Genomic DNA, 19,576 nt, shown 5'->3' on the forward strand with positions numbered 1-19,576 from the left:
AACCGGTCTAAGGTCTGCCTCGATCTGACGGAGCGTGGAGGCGATCATGGATTGGGAGGAGTTTCGGCGCTGGTCGGAAAAGGCGGCGGATTGGGGGGCGGACTATCGCGCATCGCTCCGCGACCGGCCGGTGCGGGCCCAGACGAAGCCCGGCGAAATCGCAGCGCATATCGCGGATTCTCCGCCCGAATCCGGCGAAGCGATGGAGGATATCTTCAAGGATTTTGAGGATATCCTCGTTCCCGGCATGACGCACTGGCAGCACCCGCGCTTCTTCGCCTATTTCCCCGCCAATGCCGCCCCGGTCTCGGTCGTCGCCGAATATCTCGTCAGCGCGATCGCCGCCCAATGCATGCTCTGGCAGACCTCGCCTTCCGCCACAGAGCTGGAAACCAAGGTGGTGGATTGGCTGCGCCAAGCGCTTGGATTGCCCGAGGGCTTCACCGGCGTCATCCAGGATTCCGCCTCGACGGCGACGCTGGCAGCGGTTCTGGTCATGCGCGAACGAGCGCTCGGCTGGCAGGGCAACAGCCAAGGGCTTGCGGCGAACAAAACCATCCGCATCTATTGCACCGATCAGGTCCATACGTCGATCGATCGCGCCATCTGGATATCCGGCATCGGCGCGGAGAACCTGGTCCGTATCCCTTCCATCGGCCCGAACCACGCTATGGATACCGAGGCGCTCGCTGCTGCGATCGAACGGGATCGCGCGGCGGGTCTGCTGCCGGCCGGCGTCATCGCGTGTGTTGGCGGCACGAGTATCGGCGGCTGCGATGATATTGCAGCGGTCGTCGAAGTCGCGCACGCCCAAGGGCTCTATGTACATGTCGACGCAGCCTGGGCCGGCTCAGCGATGATCTGCCCGGAATTCCGGGCATTGTGGCAGGGCGTCGAGCAGGCCGATTCCATCGTCTTCAATCCGCATAAATGGCTTGGTGCGCAGTTTGATTGCTCCGTCCAGTTCATCCGCGAGCCGGAATCCCTGGTGCGGACGCTGGCAATCCATCCGGAATTTCTGCGTACCCATGGTCACGATGGTATCATCAATTATTCCGAATGGTCGGTGCCGCTCGGTCGCCGCTTCCGCGCGCTGAAACTCTGGTTCCTGTTGCGCTATCACGGTCTCGAAGGCCTGCGCACGATGATCCGCAGCCATGTCGCCTGGTCCGAGACCCTGGCGTCTGGCGGCCGAGCCGGATTTCGAGATCGTCACCCAGCCGTTCCTGTCGCTCTTCTCCTTCGATCACAAAGCACCCGCCGGTACAGAACAGGAAAGCCATACCCAGCGCCTGATTGCCGCCATCAACAATGATGGCCGCATTTATCTGACGCAGACGCGGGTCGATGGCAGGCTGGTCATTGGCTTTCAGGCAGGACAGTTCGAGACGACGGCGGAAGATGTCGATATCGCCTTTGCCACCATTGTCGAAATCGCGCGCTCCTTGCCATCGTCATAGGAACGCCGTTGTTCCGGTGCAGGCGAGCGAGACATGTTAGGCCAGAAATCGATGGGTGACACTGATGAATAATTCGTTCATATATGGTGAAGCCAATCTCATCTTTGAAAATGCAGGGAAGGAAGACCTATGAAATTGTTGCGTGTTGGCGATGCCGGCAAGGAAAAGCCGGCGCTTCTGGATAGCGACGGCAAGATCCGCGATCTCTCCGCGCATGTCGCCGATATCGGCGACGAGGCGATTTCGCCTGCCGGCCTGGCGAAGATCGCCGCGCTCGATCCGAAGAGCCTGCCGGAATTGGCGGAAGGCCGTATCGGCGCTTGCGTCGCCGGCACCGGCAAGTTCATCTGCATCGGCCTGAACTTCTCCGACCATGCCGCCGAAACCGGCGCCACCGTGCCGCCGGAGCCGATCATCTTCATGAAGGCAACTTCTGCCATCGTCGGCCCGAACGACAACGTGCTGATCCCGCGCGGCTCGGAAAAGACCGATTGGGAAGTCGAGCTCGGCGTGGTCATTGGCAAGACGGCGAAATATGTGAGCGAAGCCGACGCATTGGATTATGTCGCCGGTTACTGCGTTTCCCACGACGTCTCCGAACGCGGCTTCCAGACTGAGCGTTCGGGACAGTGGACCAAGGGCAAGTCCTGCGACACCTTCGGCCCGATCGGCCCCTGGCTCGTCACCAAGGACGAAGTCGCCGATCCGCAGAAGCTTGGCATGTGGCTGAAGGTCAACGGCCAGATGATGCAGAACGGCTCGACCAAGACCATGGTCTATGGCGTCGCCTACCTCGTCTCCTATCTCAGCCAGTTCATGTCGCTGCATCCGGGCGATGTCATCTCCACGGGCACGCCTCCGGGCGTCGGCATGGGCATGAAGCCGCCGCAATATCTGAAGCCCGGCGACGTCGTGGAGCTCGGCATGGAAGGTCTCGGCACGCAGCGCCAAACCTTCCTGGCTGACGCTTGATGAACGTGCACGATCAGGAACTTTAACGTTTTGAGACCATTATTGATGCCGGAGAGACGATTCTCCGGCATTTTTACATGCGCAAGATTCCGAAAGGGTTATGTTGCCCTGCAACAAAAACTGATAGTCTCGATAGAAAGAGCTTCATGGACGAGGCGCGCGCTGGGGGTAGCGTTCTCGTCTGATCACCTCGAAAGGTAATGATTTTATGTTTTATCAGCTTTATGAACTCAATCATGCCGCCCTCGCACCTTTCCGCGCCGCTGCCGACATGATGCGCCTGGCCTATGCCAATCCGCTAAACCCTCTGTCCCATACGATGCTTGGCCGCACGTTGACGGCAAGTCTCGAAGTCTTCGAGCGCACCACCCGCCGCTACGGCAAGCCGGAATTCGGCCTGCCTGAAACCTCGATCGAAGGAAAGCCGATCTCGGTCTACGAAAAGATCGTCTGGAACAAGCCCTTCTGCAATCTCATCCATTTCGAGCGCAGCCTGCCCGCCGGCCATGGCAGCGATCCGCGCATCCTGATTGTCGCGCCGATGTCGGGTCACTATGCGACGCTGCTGCGCGGGACGGTAGAAGCGCTGCTGCCGAATGCCGATATCTACATCACCGATTGGATCGATGCCCGCATGGTGCCGATGACCGAAGGCACCTTCGATCTGGAAGATTACATCGATTACGTCATCGAGATGCTGCATCATCTCGGGCCGGACACCCATGTCATTGCCGTCTGTCAGCCCTCCGTGCCGGTCCTGGCCGCAGCCGCGGTGATGGAAGCGGCCAGCGATCCGCTGTCGCCCTCGTCGATGACGCTGATGGGTGGTCCGATCGACACGCGCATCAACCCGACGGCAGTAAACCAGCTTGCCAAGGACAGGCCGCTCGAATGGTTCGCCGACAATGTCGTCATGAACGTGCCCTGGCCGCAGCCGGGCTTCATGCGCTCGGTCTATCCCGGTTTCCTGCAGCTCTCCGGCTTCATGTCGATGAACCTCGACCGGCACATGATCGCGCATAAGGACTTCTTCATGCACCTCGTCAAGAACGACGGCGAGCCGGAGAAGCACCGCGATTTCTATGACGAATATCTGGCGGTCATGGATCTGACGGCGGAATTCTACCTGCAGACCGTCGATCAGGTGTTCATAAAGCACGCGCTGCCGAAGGGTGAGCTGACGCACCGCGGCCAGCGCGTCGATCCGACGGCGATCCGTAATGTCGCCCTGCTGACAGTCGAAGGCGAAAACGACGACATTTCCGGTGTCGGTCAAACCAAGGCGGCGCAGACCATCTGCACCAACATTCCCGACGATATGCGGATGCACTACCTGCAGCCGGATGTCGGCCATTACGGCGTCTTCAACGGTTCGCGTTTCCGTCGTGAAATCGCGCCGCGCATCGTCGCTTTCACCCGCGAACATAGCCGCACCGGAAAGCCAGTGGTCAAGCGTGTGATCAAGGGCGGCAAATCGGCCTGAAATTGCAAATAATTAGCTTTTGTTGAATTATTGGGCCGGATTCAAGGGCTTGTCCGATTTTCCCGGCAAAAGCCATTGAAGGCTCACGAAGAGGTTACCATCTCGATTCCAGCGGTTCGGCATGTGGCCGGGCCGCCTTACTGCGAGGATACCTCACGATGAACCACCAGTCAGCATTGCTTCGCCCGGATTGGACTCCGGCTACCATTGCCCTGATGATACTTGGCTTCGTGGTCTTCTGGCCTCTGGGTCTCGCCATGCTTGCCTATATTCTCTTCGGCGAACGCCTGAGAGATTTCAAACGGGATGTGAACCAGAAGGCCGACGGCATGTTTGCCGGCTGCGGCCGCCACCGCGGCCGTTATCGCCAGCATTTCTCCACCGGCAATGTCGCCTTCGACGATTGGCGCCGGGCAGAGCTGGAGCGCCTCGAAGAGGAGCGCCGCAAACTCGATGAAATGCGCGCCGAGTTCGACACCTACGTCCGCGAACTGCGCCGCGCCAAGGATCAGGAAGAGTTCGACCGTTTCATGCGCGACCGTAACAACGTCAAGCGCAACGATGACAACGGCCCGGCTTCCGAGTTTAAGACGCCGTAATTACAACAGCTTTTCCAGTCAAAACCGGCATCCGGCGATGCCGGTTTTTCTTTGCCAGAAACCCCAGCGAATCGTATAAAACTGCTTTTCATGTTTCCGCTTTCGTCCAGATCCCGCCGACCTGCTCCCAAGCCGCCCGCGCCGGAAACGCGCACCTTGGACGTGGCCGGCCGGCTGATGCCCCTGACGATCCGTCAGCATGAGCGGGCAACGCGGATCACGCTCAGGATCGAGCCCGGCGGACGGGCGCTGAAGATGACCATTCCGCCTGGCCTCGCCGCCCGCGAGGTCAATGCCTTCCTCGACCGGCATCAGGGCTGGCTGCTGACCAAGCTTGCGAAATTCTCCACCCAGGCAAATCTTCAGAGCGGCAGCGAAATCCTTCTGCGCGGTATCCGCCATCGCATCGAGCATACCGGCAGCCTGCGCGGCCTGACCGAGGCTGTTATCGCCGATGGTTTGCCAGTGCTGCGTGTCAGCGGCCTGCCGGAACATGCCGGCCGGCGCATCGCGACCTTCCTTAAGAAGGAGGCCCGCGCCGATCTGGAAAAGCTGGTGGCGTTGCACGCGAAAGCGATCCGCGCCACGGTCTCTTCCATCAGCATGAAGGATACCCGCAGCCGCTGGGGTTCCTGCTCCTCGGGCGGAAATCTGAGCTTCTCCTGGCGCATCGTCATGGCGCCGCAGCTGGTGATCGACTATCTCGCCGCCCACGAGGTCGCGCACCTACGCGAAATGAACCACGGCCCGCGCTTCTGGGCCCTCTGCCGCAAGCTCTGCCCCGACATGGACGAAGCCAAGGCCTGGCTGAAGCGTCATGGCAGCCAGTTGCACGCGATCGATTTTGATTGAGCAGGCCGCAGAAGGCGACTGAACTTCCTCATTCGACGGCGTTGTCGGGCATTGCGATGCGGATGGGACGTGTTCCGATCGGGGCGCCGGTCGCGCGGTCGATGGTGACGGGATCGATTTCGGTACCAGCCTCGGCGTCGAAAAACCGGGTCACATCATTGCAGGGGCGATGCTTCCGTCCCCATGCTCCAATCGCAAACAGCACGGGAAGAAAGTCCTGGCCCGCCTCTGTCAGCACGTATTCATCGCGCGGAGGCCGCTCCGAGTAGCGTCGCTTTTCCAGCAGACCATCTTCCGTAAGCGCGGCCAGTCGGGCAGTCAGCATTGTCGGCGCGATGCCAAGGCTCTTGCGAAATTCGTCAAAGCGAGTGAGCCCCGTATGGGCGTCCCGCATGATCAGCATGCTCCACGCATCGCCTACCAATGCAAGGCTGCGGGCGATGAGGCATGGCTGGTTCGAAAGATTCTTCATGTCGATATCTTTTTGATAGTGACTTACTACTGAATTGATAGTAACAGGTTGTTCGTTGATGTTCCATGCCAAAATGAAAGCAGAGACAGATGAGCAAGATAGAAAGCGGCGTCGCCCTGGTTACGGGCGCTTCCTCCGGTATCGGGTTGGTGACTGCGCAAGCGTTGCGACGCGCTGGATACAGAGTGTTTGGAACCAGCCGCAAGCCCATGCCGGATACTCCGGACGGAGTTGCCATGCTGGTATGCGACGTTACCGACGAGGAATCGGTGCAAAGGGCGGTTGATGAGATACTGGCCCGCGCGGGACCGATCGATCTTCTCGTCAACAATGCCGGGATCGGATTGCTTGGCGGAGCCGAGGAATCCTCTGCCGCGCAGGCGAAGGCTCTGTTCGAGGTGAACTTTTTCGGCGTCCTGCGGATGACGAATGCAATACTTCCAGTGATGAGACGTCAGCGCAAAGGCAGGATCATCAACATGAGTTCCATCCTTGGGCTGATCCCCGCTCCCTATAACGCGCTTTACGCATCGACCAAGCACGCGATCGAGGGCTATTCCGAATCCCTTGACCACGAGGTCCGAACACAAGGCATCCGTGTCGTGCTCGTGGAGCCCGGTGTCACCCGTACGTCCTTCGAGGAGAACCTGACGCGACCGGATCATCCGCTTCCGTTATACGATACGGCTCGCACCAATGCAGAGAAACTGATGCGCGAGATTATTGGGACGGGTGATGCGCCGGAGGTTGTCGCCGGCATGGTGCTGAAAGCCGCGAGCGCCGCATCGCCGAAGAGACGCTACACTGCAGGCAAGGCAGCGGGACAGATCCGTTTCATACGCCGCTTCCTGCCGGAGTCTTTCGTCGACAAGAACCTTCGCAAGTTTAGCAGACTTCCCGCCTGATCACTTGATCGTCGGGCGGCACTCAAGGTCCGACGGTCATTATTTGGAAACGAAAGCTAGTTCTCATGAAAGCATTGCTTGGGTGCGCCCTACGCCGATGAGCCCATGCTGCCCATTGCTTCCGAACAGCGTAAAATTCCCCGCGCGTCGCCTTTAGGCTCGACTCTTTTGCAATTTCATGTCACTTCGCTGCCATGAACCCCGATGTCAAAATTTGTGGCCTGAAGACGCCGGAAGCGGTGGACCGCGCTCTGGAGCGGGGCGCTACCCATATCGGTTTTATTTTCTTCGAAAAGAGCCCGCGCTATATCGAGCCCGATCTGGCCGGACAACTGGCGGAACGCGCGCGCGGCAAGGCGAAGATCGTTGCCGTCACGGTCAATCCCACGAATGACGATCTCGACGAGATCATGTCGCTGGTGAAGCCGGATATGCTGCAGCTCCATGGCAGTGAAAGCCCGGAGCGTGTGCTGACGATCAAAGCGGTCTATAATGTCCCCGTCATGAAGGCCATGGCGGTGCGCGATGCCGGCGATCTGAAGCGGGTGGAATCTTATATCGGCATTGCCGACCGGTTCCTGTTCGATGCTAAGCCGCCGGCCGGTTCGGAGCTGCCGGGCGGAAACGGCGTATCCTTCGATTGGAGCCTGATGAGCTGGCTCGACGATCGGGTGGATTACATGCTGTCTGGCGGTGTGAACAAGGACAATGTCGCTGAGGCGCTGGCATCCACCAAGGCCACCGGTATCGATCTTTCCTCCGCCCTCGAAAGTGCGCCGGGCGTGAAGGATCTCGGGAAGATCGACCAGTTTTTCGACGCTTTTACAGAAGCATGTCTGCCGGAACCGGCAGCAGGGAGTAGAGAGTGAACCAGACGCCCAAACCCAATTCCTTCCGTGCCGGCCCCGATGAGGACGGCCGTTTCGGCATTTATGGCGGCCGTTTCGTAGCCGAAACGCTCATGCCACTGATCCTGGATCTGCAGGAGGAATGGAACAAGGCGAAGAACGATCCGGCCTTCCAGGCAGAGCTGAAGTCGCTCGGCGCCCATTATATCGGCCGCCCGAGCCCGCTCTACTTCGCTGAGCGCCTGACGGCCGAGCTTGGCGGCGCCAAGATCTATTTCAAGCGCGAAGAGCTGAACCACACCGGCTCGCATAAGATCAACAATTGTATCGGCCAGATCCTGCTCGCCAAGCGCATGGGCAAGACCCGCATCATCGCCGAAACCGGCGCCGGCCAGCATGGCGTCGCCTCGGCAACGGTGGCCGCCCGCTTCGGATTTCCCTGCGTCGTCTACATGGGCGCAACCGACGTCGAGCGCCAGGCGCCGAACGTTTTCCGCATGAAGCTGCTCGGCGCCGAGGTGGTTCCGGTCACCGCCGGCAGCGGCACGCTGAAGGACGCAATGAACGAAGCCCTTCGCGACTGGGTCACCAATGTCGACGATACCTATTACCTGATCGGCACAGCCGCCGGCCCGCATCCCTATCCGGAAATGGTCCGCGACTTCCAGTCGGTCATTGGTTCGGAAGCCAAGCAGCAGATGCTTGAGGCCGAGGGTCGCTTGCCGGATCTCGTCATCGCTGCCGTCGGCGGCGGTTCGAACGCCATCGGCATCTTCCATCCCTTCCTCGATGACGAGGACGTCAAGATCGTCGGCGTCGAAGCCGGCGGCAAGGGTCTGCAGGGCGACGAGCATTGCGCCTCGATCACCGCTGGCTCGCCCGGCGTGCTGCATGGCAACCGCACCTACTTGCTGCAGGATGGCGACGGCCAGATCAAGGAAGGACATTCGATATCGGCCGGCCTCGACTATCCCGGCATCGGCCCGGAACATTCCTGGCTGAATGATATCGGCCGCGTCGAATACGTGCCGATCATGGACCATGAGGCGCTGGAAGCCTTCCAGACGCTGACGCGCCTCGAGGGCATCATTCCGGCACTCGAGCCGAGCCATGCGCTTGCCGAAGTCATCAAGCGCGCGCCGAAGATGGGCAAGGACGAGATCATCCTGATGAACCTCTCCGGCCGCGGCGACAAGGACATCTTCACCGTCGGCAAGATTCTGGGAATGTGAGTTAGACGCCATGACCGCACGTATGGACAAACGCTTCGCCGCTTTGAAGACTGAAGGCCGCCCGGCACTCGTCACCTATTTCATGGGTGGTGATCCCGACTACGAGACCTCGCTCGGCATCATGAAGGCGCTGCCGGAAGCCGGCGCCGACGTCATCGAACTCGGCATGCCCTTCTCCGATCCCATGGCCGATGGCCCGGCGATCCAGCTTGCCGGCCAGCGCGCCCTGAAGGCCGGCCAGACGCTGAAGAAGACGCTGCAGCTCGCTGCCGATTTCCGCAAGACGGATGCCGATACGCCGATCGTGATGATGGGCTACTACAATCCGATCTATATCTACGGTGTCGAGAAGTTCCTCGACGACGCGATTGCCGCTGGGATCGACGGCCTCATCGTCGTCGATCTGCCGCCGGAAATGGATGACGAGCTCTGCATCCCGGCGATCCGCAAGGGCATCAATTTCATCCGTCTCGCGACGCCGACCACCGATGACAAGCGCCTGCCGACCGTGCTGAACAATACGTCCGGCTTCGTCTACTACGTTTCGATGAACGGCATCACCGGCTCTGCTTTGCCGGACCCGTCGCTGGTCTCCGGCGCCGTCAAGCGCATCAAGCAGCATACGGACCTGCCGGTTTGCGTCGGCTTCGGTGTCAAGACGGCCGAGCATGCCAAGCTGATCGGCGCTTCCGCCGATGGCGTCGTCGTCGGTACCGCCATCGTCAACCAGATCGCCACCAGCCTCACCAAGGACGGTAAGGCGACATCAGACACCATCCAGGCCGTTGCCACGCTGGTGCGCGGTCTGTCGACGGGGACGCGTTCGGCGCGCCTTGTTGCTGCCGAATAGTTTTCCCACATAGGCGGAAAGCTTCAATCGGATTCGGTTGAAGAAACGGCCTGTGCGCGTTAGAGCAATTCCAGGAAAAGTGCGAAGCGGTTTTCCGTCCGGAATTGCGTAAAAACAGAGGGATAGAGCGGGAAAGCGATTCCGTGAGACGCTGAACCGCTCTGTGTCGACTACGATATCGGTTAATTCAGTCGATCAGGAGTTTTCGAATTGAACTGGATCACGAATTACGTCCGCCCGCGGATCAATTCCATGCTGGGCCGCCGCGAAGTGCCGGAAAATCTCTGGATCAAGTGCCCGGAGACCGGCGAAATGGTCTTCCACAAGGATCTGGAAGACAACAAGTGGGTCATTCCCGCTTCCGGTTTCCATATGAAGATGCCGGCCAAGGCCCGCCTTGCCGATCTCTTCGACAATGGTGAGTACGAAGCTCTGCCGCAGCCGAAGGTCGCGCAGGACCCGCTGAAGTTCCGCGATTCGAAGAAATATACCGACCGCCTGAAGGACAGCCGCGTCAAGACCGAGCAGGAAGACACGATTCTCGTCGGCGTCGGCAAGGTTCGTGGCCTGAAGCTCGTTGCCGTCGTGCATGAATTCAATTTCATGGGCGGTTCGCTCGGCATCGCCGCCGGCGAAGCGATCGTCAAGGCGTTCGAACGCGCCATCGCCGAAAAGTGCCCGCTGGTGATGTTCCCCGCTTCGGGTGGTGCGCGCATGCAGGAGGGTATTCTGTCCCTCATGCAGTTGCCGCGCACGACGGTTGCCGTCGACATGCTGAAGGAAGCCGGCCAGCCCTATATCGTCGTGTTGACCAATCCGACGACCGGCGGCGTCACCGCCTCCTACGCCATGCTCGGCGATGTCCATCTTGCGGAGCCGGGTGCGGAAATCTGCTTTGCCGGCAAGCGCGTCATCGAACAGACGATCCGCGAAAAGCTGCCGGAAGGCTTCCAGACCTCGGAATATCTGCTCGAGCACGGCATGGTCGACATGGTTGTCAAGCGTCACGACATCCCCGACACGCTGGCAACGCTTCTGAAGATACTGACCAAGAAGCCGGCGAATGATGTGTCTGCGAAGGACCTGAATGGCGCGGCGTTGCCGATGGTGGCGCGCGCCTGATCTAAAACGGATGGCCAAAGGCGGAGGTGCGGGATGACGGCTATGGATCAATCCGCAATGAGCGAGGCGGCACGGGAGATCGACAAGCTGATGGGGCTGCACCCCAAAGGCTTCGATCTCTCGCTGGATAGAATCACTCGGCTGCTCGACATCCTCGGCAATCCGCATAAAAAGTTGCCGCCGGTGATCCATGTCGCCGGCACCAACGGCAAGGGCTCGGTGACGGCCTTCTGCCGAGCGCTTCTCGAGGCCGGCGGCCTGAGCGTGCATGTCCATACCTCGCCACATCTCGTCAATTGGCACGAGCGCTACCGCCTGGGCATCAAGGGCGGCCGCGGCAAGCTCGTCGACGATGCGGTTTTCGCCGATGTGCTCCGGCGGATTGCCGACGCCAATGGCGGCGAGAAGATCACGGTCTTCGAAATCCTGACTGCTGCGACTTTCATGCTGTTTTCCGAGCAGCCGGCCGATGTCGCGATCATCGAAGTCGGCCTCGGCGGCCGTTTCGACGCCACCAACGTCATTTCCGATCCGGCCGCCTCCGTGATCATGCCGATCTCGCTCGACCACCAGCCCTATCTCGGCGACCGCGTCGAGCTGATCGCGGCCGAAAAGGCGGGGATCATGAAACCCGGCCGTCCCGTGGTCATCGGTCATCAGGAATATGATGCCGCCTTGGACGTGCTGATCTCGACTGCCGAGCGGCTGCGTTGCCCGACGGCGGTTTTCGGCCAGGATTTTTCCGCTCACGAGGAATATGGCCGGCTGGTCTATCAGGACGAGTTCGGTCTCGCCGACCTGCCGCTGCCCCGCCTGCCGGGCCGGCATCAATATGCCAACGCCGCCGCTGCCATCCGTGCCGTCAAGGCCGCGGGCTTTGTCGTCACCGAAGCGATGATGGAAAAGGCGATGGCCTCGGTCGAATGGGCGGGCCGCCTGCAGCGTCTGACGGAAGGCGATTTGTTGGTGCACGCACCCGAAGGCGCGGAAATCTGGGTCGACGGCGGCCACAATCCCGGCGCCGGCGAGGTCATTGCCGAAGCCATGGCCAATTTCGAGGAGCGCCAGCCGCGACCGTTGTTCCTGATTACCGGCATGATCAATACCAAGGATCCTGTCGGCTATTTCAAGGCATTCACCGGCCTGGCGGAAAAGGTCTATTGCGTGCCGATCCGCGGCAGCGATTCGATGATCGATCCCGTGGTTTTGGCCGGCGCGGCTTACGATGCTGGTCTGGTGGCCGAACCGATGTCGAGCGTCGGCCAAGCGCTGGATGCGATCAAGGAACTGGCCGTACCCGATTTGCCGGCGCCGCGCATTCTGATCGGCGGCTCGCTATATCTCGTCGGCGATGTCCTTGCCGATAACGGCACGCCGCCGAAGTGATTCCGGTGCTGTGATCAACAACCCGTCCTCGTGCTTCGAGACGGCCCTGCGGGCCTCCTCAGCATGAGGGCTGCCCTTTTCGCCCAGCCGCGCCACGGGCTCATCATTCATCTCTGCGTTGCCGTGGCGACGAGCCTGCTCCATCCTCGCCCTGATGGTACGAAGTCTCGAAGAGCGAGGATGGCCCGTGTTCTCCGACCAACAAAAAGCCCGCACGAAGCGGGCTTTTTCATTCTCTCAGTCGATACCGATTAGGCAGCGCTGGAAATCCAGCTCTGCAGGGCGGTCTTGGGAGCGGCGCCAACCTTGATGTCGGCAACTTCGCCGGCCTTGAACATGGCAAGCGTCGGGATCGAGCGAACGCCGAACTGGGCAGCCAGTTCCGGGTTTTCATCGATGTTGAGCTTGGCGACCTTCACCTTGCCTTCGAACTGTACGGCGAGCTCTTCGAGAGCAGGCGCGATCATCTTGCACGGACCGCACCATTCGGCCCAGAAATCAACGACGACAGGCTCTGCGGACTGCAGGACTTCGGCAGCGAAGTTGGAGGTATCGACTTTCACGGTAGCCATAGGCTGCTCCTTACCAGGATTTGCGGGTTGCTAGATATGTGATGGTGCGGTGCCCAAATTTCAATATTTGGTATTTCACTTTGTTTTGAGCTCCGCAAGCGCCAATGCGAGCGCTTCTTGGGAGAGCGTGTGGATCGAGGCGTTCTCGGTATAGACGAGCACGCAATCGATGCGTTTGCCGGGATAAAGCGGCGAAAGGATCTCGCGATAGATGGCAAGCTGGGCCCGGTGGGCGAAAGGAATCTCTTCGGCACCACGCGGCGGCACGCGATTCGTTTTGTAGTCGAGGATGACCACGCGATCGTCGAGCACGGTCAGCCGGTCGATGCGGCCGGAGACGGCATAGTTTTGATCGCCGAGCGTCAGCGTGCCCATGATCGAGACTTCGGCCTGGGCATGCGCGCTGAAAACGCCCTGCAGGTCTGGGTGTGACAGCAGCGCCATCACCGCGTTGATCAGCGCTTCGCGTTCGGCCTGCGGCCAGAAGCGTGCGGCTCGCTCGGCGTAGCGCCGCGCTGCATCGGCGCGATCTGCCGGCGCGATCTCCGGCAATGTCTGCAGCATGCGGTGGATGAAGCGGCCCTTTTCCAGCGAGCGATCCGATTTGGGCTTCTCGGTGAACAGCGGCGAGGCGACAAGCAGATTGTCGGCTTCATCGTCGATGATGGTGCCGGCACCGGAAGGGCTGAGCGGCCGGGGTAGGTTTCGCTGCGGCGGCAGCGGCCGGCTCAATCCCACCGGCAGCGCTCCTCGGTCCACGGTCGCTTCCGCCTGTTCCATGTGCTCGAAACTGCGCTCGACTTGGGTGACACGCCAGCTCAAACCCTGCCACTCGCCATCCGGTCCGGAAAAGCTGACAGGCGTGCAGCGCTCGCCATCCTGGCGCAGCGTCCTGAAAATCATAGCATGCCATGTATCGGCGTTTTCGCGAATGCCGCGATAGCCGCAGACAATCAGCCGGTCGGCGGCGCGTGTCATGCCGACATAGAGCAGGCGGCGATATTCCTCCTCCGCCAGCGACTGCAGCCTCGTCGCATCGGCCTGTGTCAGCGAATTGGCAAGTGCGCTGACCGGCACCCAGACGGGCAGCGGGATTTCGCCTTTGCCGGTCTCGATCAGGCGCAGCTTCGGCAAATGCGTATGGGTAAAGGCCTTGCCGCCGCCATCGGCGAGGAAGACGATCGGCGCTTCCAGGCCCTTGGAGGCATGCACCGTCATGATCCGCACCTCGTTGCGGCCCTTGTCCTGCTCCCGCTTCACGGTCGGCGCCTCCAGCTCCAGCGTCGAGATGAAGGATTGCAGACCCGGCAGGCCGGAAGTTTCGTGGTCCAATGTAAAGGTCAGGAACTCGTCTAAGATGTCGCTGACTTCGGTGCCGAGCCGCGCCAGGAACTGCCGCCGGCCGCCGAAGCTGCCGAGAACGCGAGCGTAGAAGTCATGCACGGATAGGCTCTTGGAGAGTGCCAGGAAGGTCTTCAGCCGGTCGAGGACATGCCGGAAGCGCTCATTGCCGTCATCGGCGAATTTTTGGAGATGGCTCCAGACGCTTTCATCATCGCCGCGATAGGCCGCGACGGCGAACACATCGTCTTCACCGAGATCGAACAGGGGGCTCTTCAACAGCGCTGCCAACGAAAGATCGTCTTCCGGCAGCAACAGGAAACGGCCAAGCGCCAAAAGGTCCTGAATGGCGATGTGGCTAGTCAGCACCAGGCGGTCGGCGCCGGCGACGGGAATGTTGTTGCGCCGCTTCAAGGCCCGGGTCAGCGCGTTGACGAAGCTGTCGCGCTTGCGCACCAGCACCAATATATCGCCGGCCTCGATGAAGCGCGCCTTTCCCTTGTCGATGATCGTCTCGCGGCCAATGATGTTGCCGATTGTCTGCGCCATGCGCCGCGCCAGGATCGCCGCCGGCGCGCTTTCCGGCGTCGAATCGAAGGGCGCCGTCCAGTCTTCCTCCTTCGCCAGCGGCTCGGGCGCAATCATCTCCCAGAGATCGACGGCGCCGGGATGACCGATGCGGCTGGAGCGGTGCACGACGGGCTCGGCGGCGGCACTGAGGCCACGGGCATTCTCGGGCGCGGTGAAGACATGGTCGACGGCGGCCAGCACGTCGGCGGTGGAACGGAAGGAGAGCGGAAGGCGGATCGATGAAAACTGCTGGCCGCTATTATCCACGCGCCGCCGCGTCCGGTCGCTCTCCTCGGAGAAACGTTCGGGCCGCGCACCCTGGAAGGAATAGATCGACTGCTTTTCGTCGCCGACCGCGAAGATCGTCCTGAGGGTCGGGCGCGCGCTTTCGCCGGAGAAGAAATCCTCCGCTAGCGATTGGATGACGCTCCATTGGATCGGGCTGGTATCCTGCGCCTCGTCGACGAGGATATGGTCTATGCCCTGGTCGAGCTTGTAGTGGATCCACGGGCCGACGTCCTTCTTGGTCAGCAGATCGGCGGTGCGGGTGATCAGGTCTTCGAAATCGAGCTGGCTGCGCCGCTTCTTCAGTTCTTCATAGTCGCGGTTCAGCCGGTCGGCGAGGGTAAGCGCCGCCCGGGTGGCGCGATACATCCGCATCAGCTTCAGCCGGTCGCGGCAAGCGACGACATGGGCGCGGGCGGCAGCGACTGCGTCGGCCAGCGCGGGTGCATCGGCCAGCATCGCCTTAACGAAAAACTGGCTGTCCGACTTCGGCTCGCCCTTGGCGGTCAGCATGACCTTTTCGAGGATCTCCGCGCGGGCGATCGGGTTCGCTTCGCGTTTGGCAAGGCGCAGCCCATAGGCGATGTCCTGCGCTTTTGCCCCACCCTTGAGATCGGCAAGCGTGAGATAGAGCTCCAGCGCCGAGCCTGAAAGGCCGGGCAGAGGCCAATACTGCTCCGCTATCCCAGCTTCGGTGTCATCGGGAGAGAGACCGAGCCGGGTCAGCAGCGCAGCCTCGATGCCGCCGTTCCGTTCGGCTTCCGCCGTGAAGCGCCTGATGGCGTTGCGGTTGGCGACGATCTCGCCCAGCAATGTCTCCAGGCCGGATTCGTCGCCGAGATCGAGCACATAGGCGAAGGCCTCGGCAAGTTCGGCATTCGGATCATGCGGCGTTGCCGTCAACAGGGACCGACGGGCATCATCCAGCAGGGTCGCCGCGGCGCGATCGTCGAGAACCGAGAAATGGCCGGCGACATTGGCTTCCAGCGGGAATTGATGCAGCAGCGCTTCGCAGAAGGCGTGGATCGTCTGGATCTTCAGCCCGCCCGGCGTTTCCAGCGCCTTGGCGAAGAGGCGGCGAGCTTCGGCGAGCTTCAAGAGACCCGGCTCCGCGCCTTCGATCTCGGTGATCCGCGCCTTCAGCTCCTCGTCCGGTAATGTTGCCCAGGCAGCTAGGCGATCGAAGACGCGGTTCGACATCTCCGACGCCGCGGCCTTGGTATAAGTGAGGCAGAGAATGGCTGACGGCCGCGCGCCGGCGAGCAACAGGCGGATGACGCGCTGGGTCAGCACATGCGTCTTGCCGGAACCGGCATTGGCCGAGACCCAGGCGGACCGTTCCGGATCGGAGGCGATCGATTGCTGCACAGTCGTCCAGCCGATCCAGACGCCAGGATCGTCGCTATCGGGCAGGGCGCTGAGTTCGCCGTCGGAAAGCTCACTCATCGCCACCTCCCTCCTGTTCGGTCTCCGCTGTCGACCATTCGGAGACGCGGGCCAGGTGATCGTAGTCGCCGCCATATTCGAATTGTTGGGCGGGGATCAGCCGTGACGAGAAGCCCTTTTCGCCGGACTGCAGCAGGGCAACGAATTTGACGAGTTGGTCCATCGACTCCTCCGCCAAATCCATAGCCGACTTTGTTTCCGTCTTGCCGCTGCGGCCGGAAAGTTCGTTGTTGACCTGATCGACCTTGAAGCGATCGCCGGGCCTCAGCCGCACATAAAGCAGGTTCTCCGGAGCAAGTGCGCCGACATCGCGGAAAGCGCCGGCCTTGAGTGCGTAAGCCTCCAGAGCCAATTGCGGATCGAGCAGCGCGCGGGCCTGCGCCGGCGAAGGATTGTAACCGGTCTTGTAGTCGATGATGTCTGCCGCCCTGTTACCTTTGAAATCGATGCGGTCGGCAACGCCGGTCAAGCGGATGCCGATCGGCTCGATCTCGACGCCCGCAGGCACTTCCGTTGCCGTCGAGCGGATCTCAGGCCGCCGCTCCGCTTCCCAGACGAGAAAAGCGCGCGCCACTTCGCGGAAACGTGGCCGCCAGACGCTATCGATATGAACCGGCAGTTGCTCCGCGTCGAAAAGCTCGGCCACGATACGATCCATAGCCAGCGATGCATTCGGCGTTCCGGCGATATGACCCTCACGGATAAAGCGATCGATGATCTTGTGATAGAGCGTGCCGCGCTCGGCCGGGCCGGGCTCGCGGTTGAAGGGAGCGATCGGGTCGAGCCGCAGGACGCGTCGGGCGTAGATCGCATAGGGATCGCGGCGGAGGCGGCCGACCTCGCTGAAGGAATAGCTTTTCGGCTGTAGCCCGGCTGGCGGTTTCGGGGATGGCCTCAGCGCCGGCGCCTGGTTTTCGCCTTCGTCGATCATCCCAGCCCAATGGCGATATTGATCGCCGCGCGCTTTCAATTCCCCGGCAAACGTCTTGCCGCCCAGCGCCATCAGCCGCTGCAGCCAGCGCGATGCCACGGTCGGGGTCGAGCCCTGTCGCAGTGCGCGCGAATAGATCAGGTCGCGCGTCCCATTTGCCATTTCGAAATCGTGGGCAAGCTGACCGATGCGGCGCTCCGGCGGTTCCAGGCCGATCTCGGTCTTCATCGTGCGGGAGATGAAGGGATTGTTGGCGGTCTGGCCCGGCCAGGAGCCTTCGTTGAGCCCGCCGAGGATCAACGTATCGACGCTCTGCAGGCGCGCTTCCAGCGTACCGAAGATGAACAGCCGCGGATGGCTCAGTGCCCGCGGCTTGACTGCCTGCCCGGCGGAGAGCGCGGCCATGATATCGATCCACTGCGGCCCATCCGCTTCGAGCTGGCCTTCGGTTTCCATGACCTCCTTCAGCAGGCTTGCCATCGTATCGCCGGCCTCGCCGGACCAGAGTCCGGCCAAGTTGCCGCGCTCATCGGCGGCAACGGCTTCAAGGGCGCGGCCCGTGCGATCGGCCCATTCGGAAAGGGTGGGAAGTCCGGCGGATGATGGTGTAAGCGCTGAGGTCAGCGGCTCGCATGCCGCTGCGATCTTTCGGGCCAGCGCGCGCGCATGTTCCACGGCTTCCGGAGGCAGGGATTTGCGCCAGTGCGGCGCATGTCGGTCCATTGCCTGTTCGGTGAGCTGCCGGTCGAGCAGGGATTCCAGCGCGCCGATATCGACATCGGCGATGCCGCCCCTCAAGGCGAGCGCTTCCAGCGCATCGACGCCAAGCTGCAAGGCATCCGTGCGAAAACCGAAGCGGGCGAGGGGATGCTTGATGAGCGAGACGATGGCAACGGGGTCGCCGGGGCGAAGCGTCGCCTCGAGCAGCAATTGCAGCAGCGCCCCTTGCGGCGTGGCGGCGAGCGGCGTTCCGGCCGAATCGTCGGCGGTGATGCCGAAGCGGGCCAGCTCCGCCGTCACGCGCCGCGCCAGATTGCGATCCGGCGTGATCAGTGCCGCCTGGCTTTCGCCGCCGTTGCGCCCCGGCTTCTCCAGCGCGAGCCGCAAGGCGATGGCGATTGCCGTCGCCTCTTCGCGTTCGTTCGTCGCCTCAATCAGGGCGACCTCGGCGAAGGCTCGCGCAATCGCGTCAGGCGCCAGCGTCTTTTGCCATGCACCCCAGCCACTGGTCGCTTTCGCCGGCGCCAGGGCGCGCGACAGGACCTCAGCGCGAATCTGCATGCTCTCCGGCGCCTCGGCGACGGTTTCCACATCGCTTCGCTCCACGCGCAGCCGCTTCAACAGCAGCGACAGGCCATATTGTGAATGGCTGCGTGTCGTCGGATCGACCCTAGCGCCAGCGCCCGTCTCCGGCGCCACAAGCCGCCAGTCCTCCTCCGGCATCGAAAGATCGAGCCCCGGAAGCACAATGACGCCCTGCGGCAGGGAGGCAACGGCGGCAATCAGCTCCGCCGTTGCCGGAACCGAACCGGTGGAGCCGGCGATGATGATCGGCCCGGCATGCTGCATTGTGGCAAGCCGTTGCGCCTCGGCACGCAGGATGGCGTTGCGGTGTCTGGCGGGCGAGGATTTGCCGAGTTCCTCCAGCCGCGCCGGCCAGAAAGCACTGGCAATCTGCAGGAATTCGGTCGTTAATTGCCACCAGAGCGCATGGTCGTCGGCGCTAAGCTTGGCAAGCTCGGCCCAGTCGCGATCCTCGGTCTCGATGGAATCGATGAGTTCGGCGAGATTGCGCGCCAGCCAAATGGCGTCTGCCGGGCTTGCCGGAGCGACGAGCGGCGAATCCGAATGAATGTCGCGGACGATCTGCGGCAGCCTGTTGCGCCAGGCAAGGATCAGCCGTGCCAGTTCCAACAGCCGCGCGGTATTGGCAAGCGGCTGCGCCAGATCCGCGGTCGCGGGCAGAGCCTCTTCGAAATAGCCGCTATCGTCGTCCGTCTCGCCGAGCGGGCGGATCACCGGCAGGATCGCGGAGCGGCCGCCAAGCAGATCGACGAATTCCGAACGCAGCACGCGCGCCGCGCGCCTTGTCGGCAGGAAGATGGTAACCTTGGCAAGCGATAGCGGATCGCCGGGATCGTGGCGAAAGTGCTCGGTCAGTCGGCCATCACAGAGAGCGCTGGCAAGGGTCTTGAGAAAAGGCAGGCCCGCCGGGATCGTCAGGATGCGTTGCCGGTGCCCGCCCGTCAT

Annotated in this window: 14 protein-coding genes and 1 pseudogene; 11 read left to right on the forward strand and 4 right to left on the reverse strand. The window is 61.8% G+C overall.

Going from position 1 to position 19,576, the window contains the following annotated elements; translation table 11 throughout:
- Positions 1–46 precede the first annotated feature (46 nt).
- The 5 genes and pseudogenes from QA648_RS17045 (at position 47) to QA648_RS17065 (ending at position 5,366) form a co-directional block, all read left to right on the forward strand.
- Positions 47–1,460: pseudogene (locus QA648_RS17045) on the forward strand (pyridoxal-dependent decarboxylase).
- 129 nt (positions 1,461–1,589) lie between these two features.
- A complete protein-coding gene (locus tag QA648_RS17050; RefSeq protein ID WP_283048241.1) occupies positions 1,590–2,432 on the forward strand; it encodes a fumarylacetoacetate hydrolase family protein in 843 nt (280 codons plus the stop codon).
- Positions 2,433–2,640: 208 nt separating this feature from the next.
- The gene (gene phaZ / locus QA648_RS17055) at positions 2,641–3,915 is read left to right on the forward strand and encodes a polyhydroxyalkanoate depolymerase (RefSeq protein WP_283048242.1); all 1,275 of its coding nucleotides are present in this window, start codon (positions 2,641–2,643) and stop codon (positions 3,913–3,915) included.
- A 158-nt stretch (positions 3,916–4,073) separates the two neighbouring features.
- Positions 4,074–4,514 (forward strand): DUF2852 domain-containing protein, encoded by a 441-nt coding sequence (locus QA648_RS17060; protein ID WP_104821448.1) that lies wholly within the window; start codon positions 4,074–4,076, stop codon positions 4,512–4,514.
- 90 nt (positions 4,515–4,604) lie between these two features.
- Positions 4,605–5,366 carry a SprT family zinc-dependent metalloprotease gene (locus QA648_RS17065; protein ID WP_283048244.1) on the forward strand — a complete coding sequence of 254 codons (762 nt, stop codon included), beginning with the start codon at positions 4,605–4,607 and terminating at the stop codon, positions 5,364–5,366.
- 28 nt (positions 5,367–5,394) lie between these two features.
- On the opposite strand, the gene QA648_RS17070 is transcribed toward QA648_RS17065, so the two are convergent.
- A complete protein-coding gene (locus tag QA648_RS17070) occupies positions 5,395–5,838 on the reverse strand; it encodes a helix-turn-helix domain-containing protein (protein WP_283048245.1) in 444 nt (147 codons plus the stop codon).
- Between the two features lie 89 nt (positions 5,839–5,927).
- On the opposite strand from QA648_RS17070, the gene QA648_RS17075 reads away from it, so the two are divergent.
- From QA648_RS17075 to QA648_RS17100, 6 genes are all read left to right on the forward strand, one after another.
- Complete coding sequence (locus QA648_RS17075; protein WP_283048246.1) at positions 5,928–6,743, forward strand: oxidoreductase; 816 nt, start codon at positions 5,928–5,930, stop codon at positions 6,741–6,743.
- A gap of 194 nt (positions 6,744–6,937) precedes the next feature.
- On the forward strand, positions 6,938–7,612 hold the full coding sequence (locus QA648_RS17080; protein WP_104821452.1) for a phosphoribosylanthranilate isomerase: 675 nt from the start codon (positions 6,938–6,940) through the stop codon (positions 7,610–7,612).
- Positions 7,609–8,823, forward strand: coding sequence for a tryptophan synthase subunit beta (trpB, locus tag QA648_RS17085; RefSeq protein WP_283048247.1), 1,215 nt, complete (start codon positions 7,609–7,611; stop codon positions 8,821–8,823). The genes QA648_RS17080 and trpB overlap by 4 nt, the downstream gene beginning before the upstream one ends.
- 10 nt (positions 8,824–8,833) lie before the next feature.
- Positions 8,834–9,673 (forward strand): tryptophan synthase subunit alpha, encoded by an 840-nt coding sequence (trpA, locus tag QA648_RS17090; RefSeq protein WP_283048249.1) that lies wholly within the window; start codon positions 8,834–8,836, stop codon positions 9,671–9,673.
- Positions 9,674–9,883: 210 nt separating this feature from the next.
- A complete protein-coding gene (gene accD, locus QA648_RS17095; RefSeq protein WP_104821455.1) occupies positions 9,884–10,795 on the forward strand; it encodes an acetyl-CoA carboxylase, carboxyltransferase subunit beta in 912 nt (303 codons plus the stop codon).
- Positions 10,796–10,852: 57 nt separating this feature from the next.
- Positions 10,853–12,181, forward strand: coding sequence for a folylpolyglutamate synthase/dihydrofolate synthase family protein (locus QA648_RS17100; RefSeq protein ID WP_199773553.1), 1,329 nt, complete (start codon positions 10,853–10,855; stop codon positions 12,179–12,181).
- A 251-nt stretch (positions 12,182–12,432) separates the two neighbouring features.
- On the opposite strand, the gene trxA is transcribed toward QA648_RS17100, so the two are convergent.
- The 3 genes from trxA to addB all read right to left on the reverse strand — a co-directional run bounded on the left by trxA (position 12,433) and on the right by addB (position 19,576).
- Positions 12,433–12,753 (reverse strand): thioredoxin, encoded by a 321-nt coding sequence (gene trxA / locus QA648_RS17105; protein WP_028753820.1) that lies wholly within the window; start codon positions 12,751–12,753, stop codon positions 12,433–12,435.
- Between the two features lie 75 nt (positions 12,754–12,828).
- A complete protein-coding gene (addA, locus tag QA648_RS17110; protein ID WP_283048253.1) occupies positions 12,829–16,395 on the reverse strand; it encodes a double-strand break repair helicase AddA in 3,567 nt (1,188 codons plus the stop codon).
- On the reverse strand, positions 16,388–19,576 hold the full coding sequence (gene addB / locus QA648_RS17115; RefSeq protein ID WP_283048255.1) for a double-strand break repair protein AddB: 3,189 nt from the start codon (positions 19,574–19,576) through the stop codon (positions 16,388–16,390). The genes addA and addB overlap by 8 nt, the downstream gene beginning before the upstream one ends.

The organism is Rhizobium sp. CB3171 (assembly GCF_029714265.1).
In the GTDB taxonomy this organism is placed as follows: domain Bacteria; phylum Pseudomonadota; class Alphaproteobacteria; order Rhizobiales; family Rhizobiaceae; genus Rhizobium.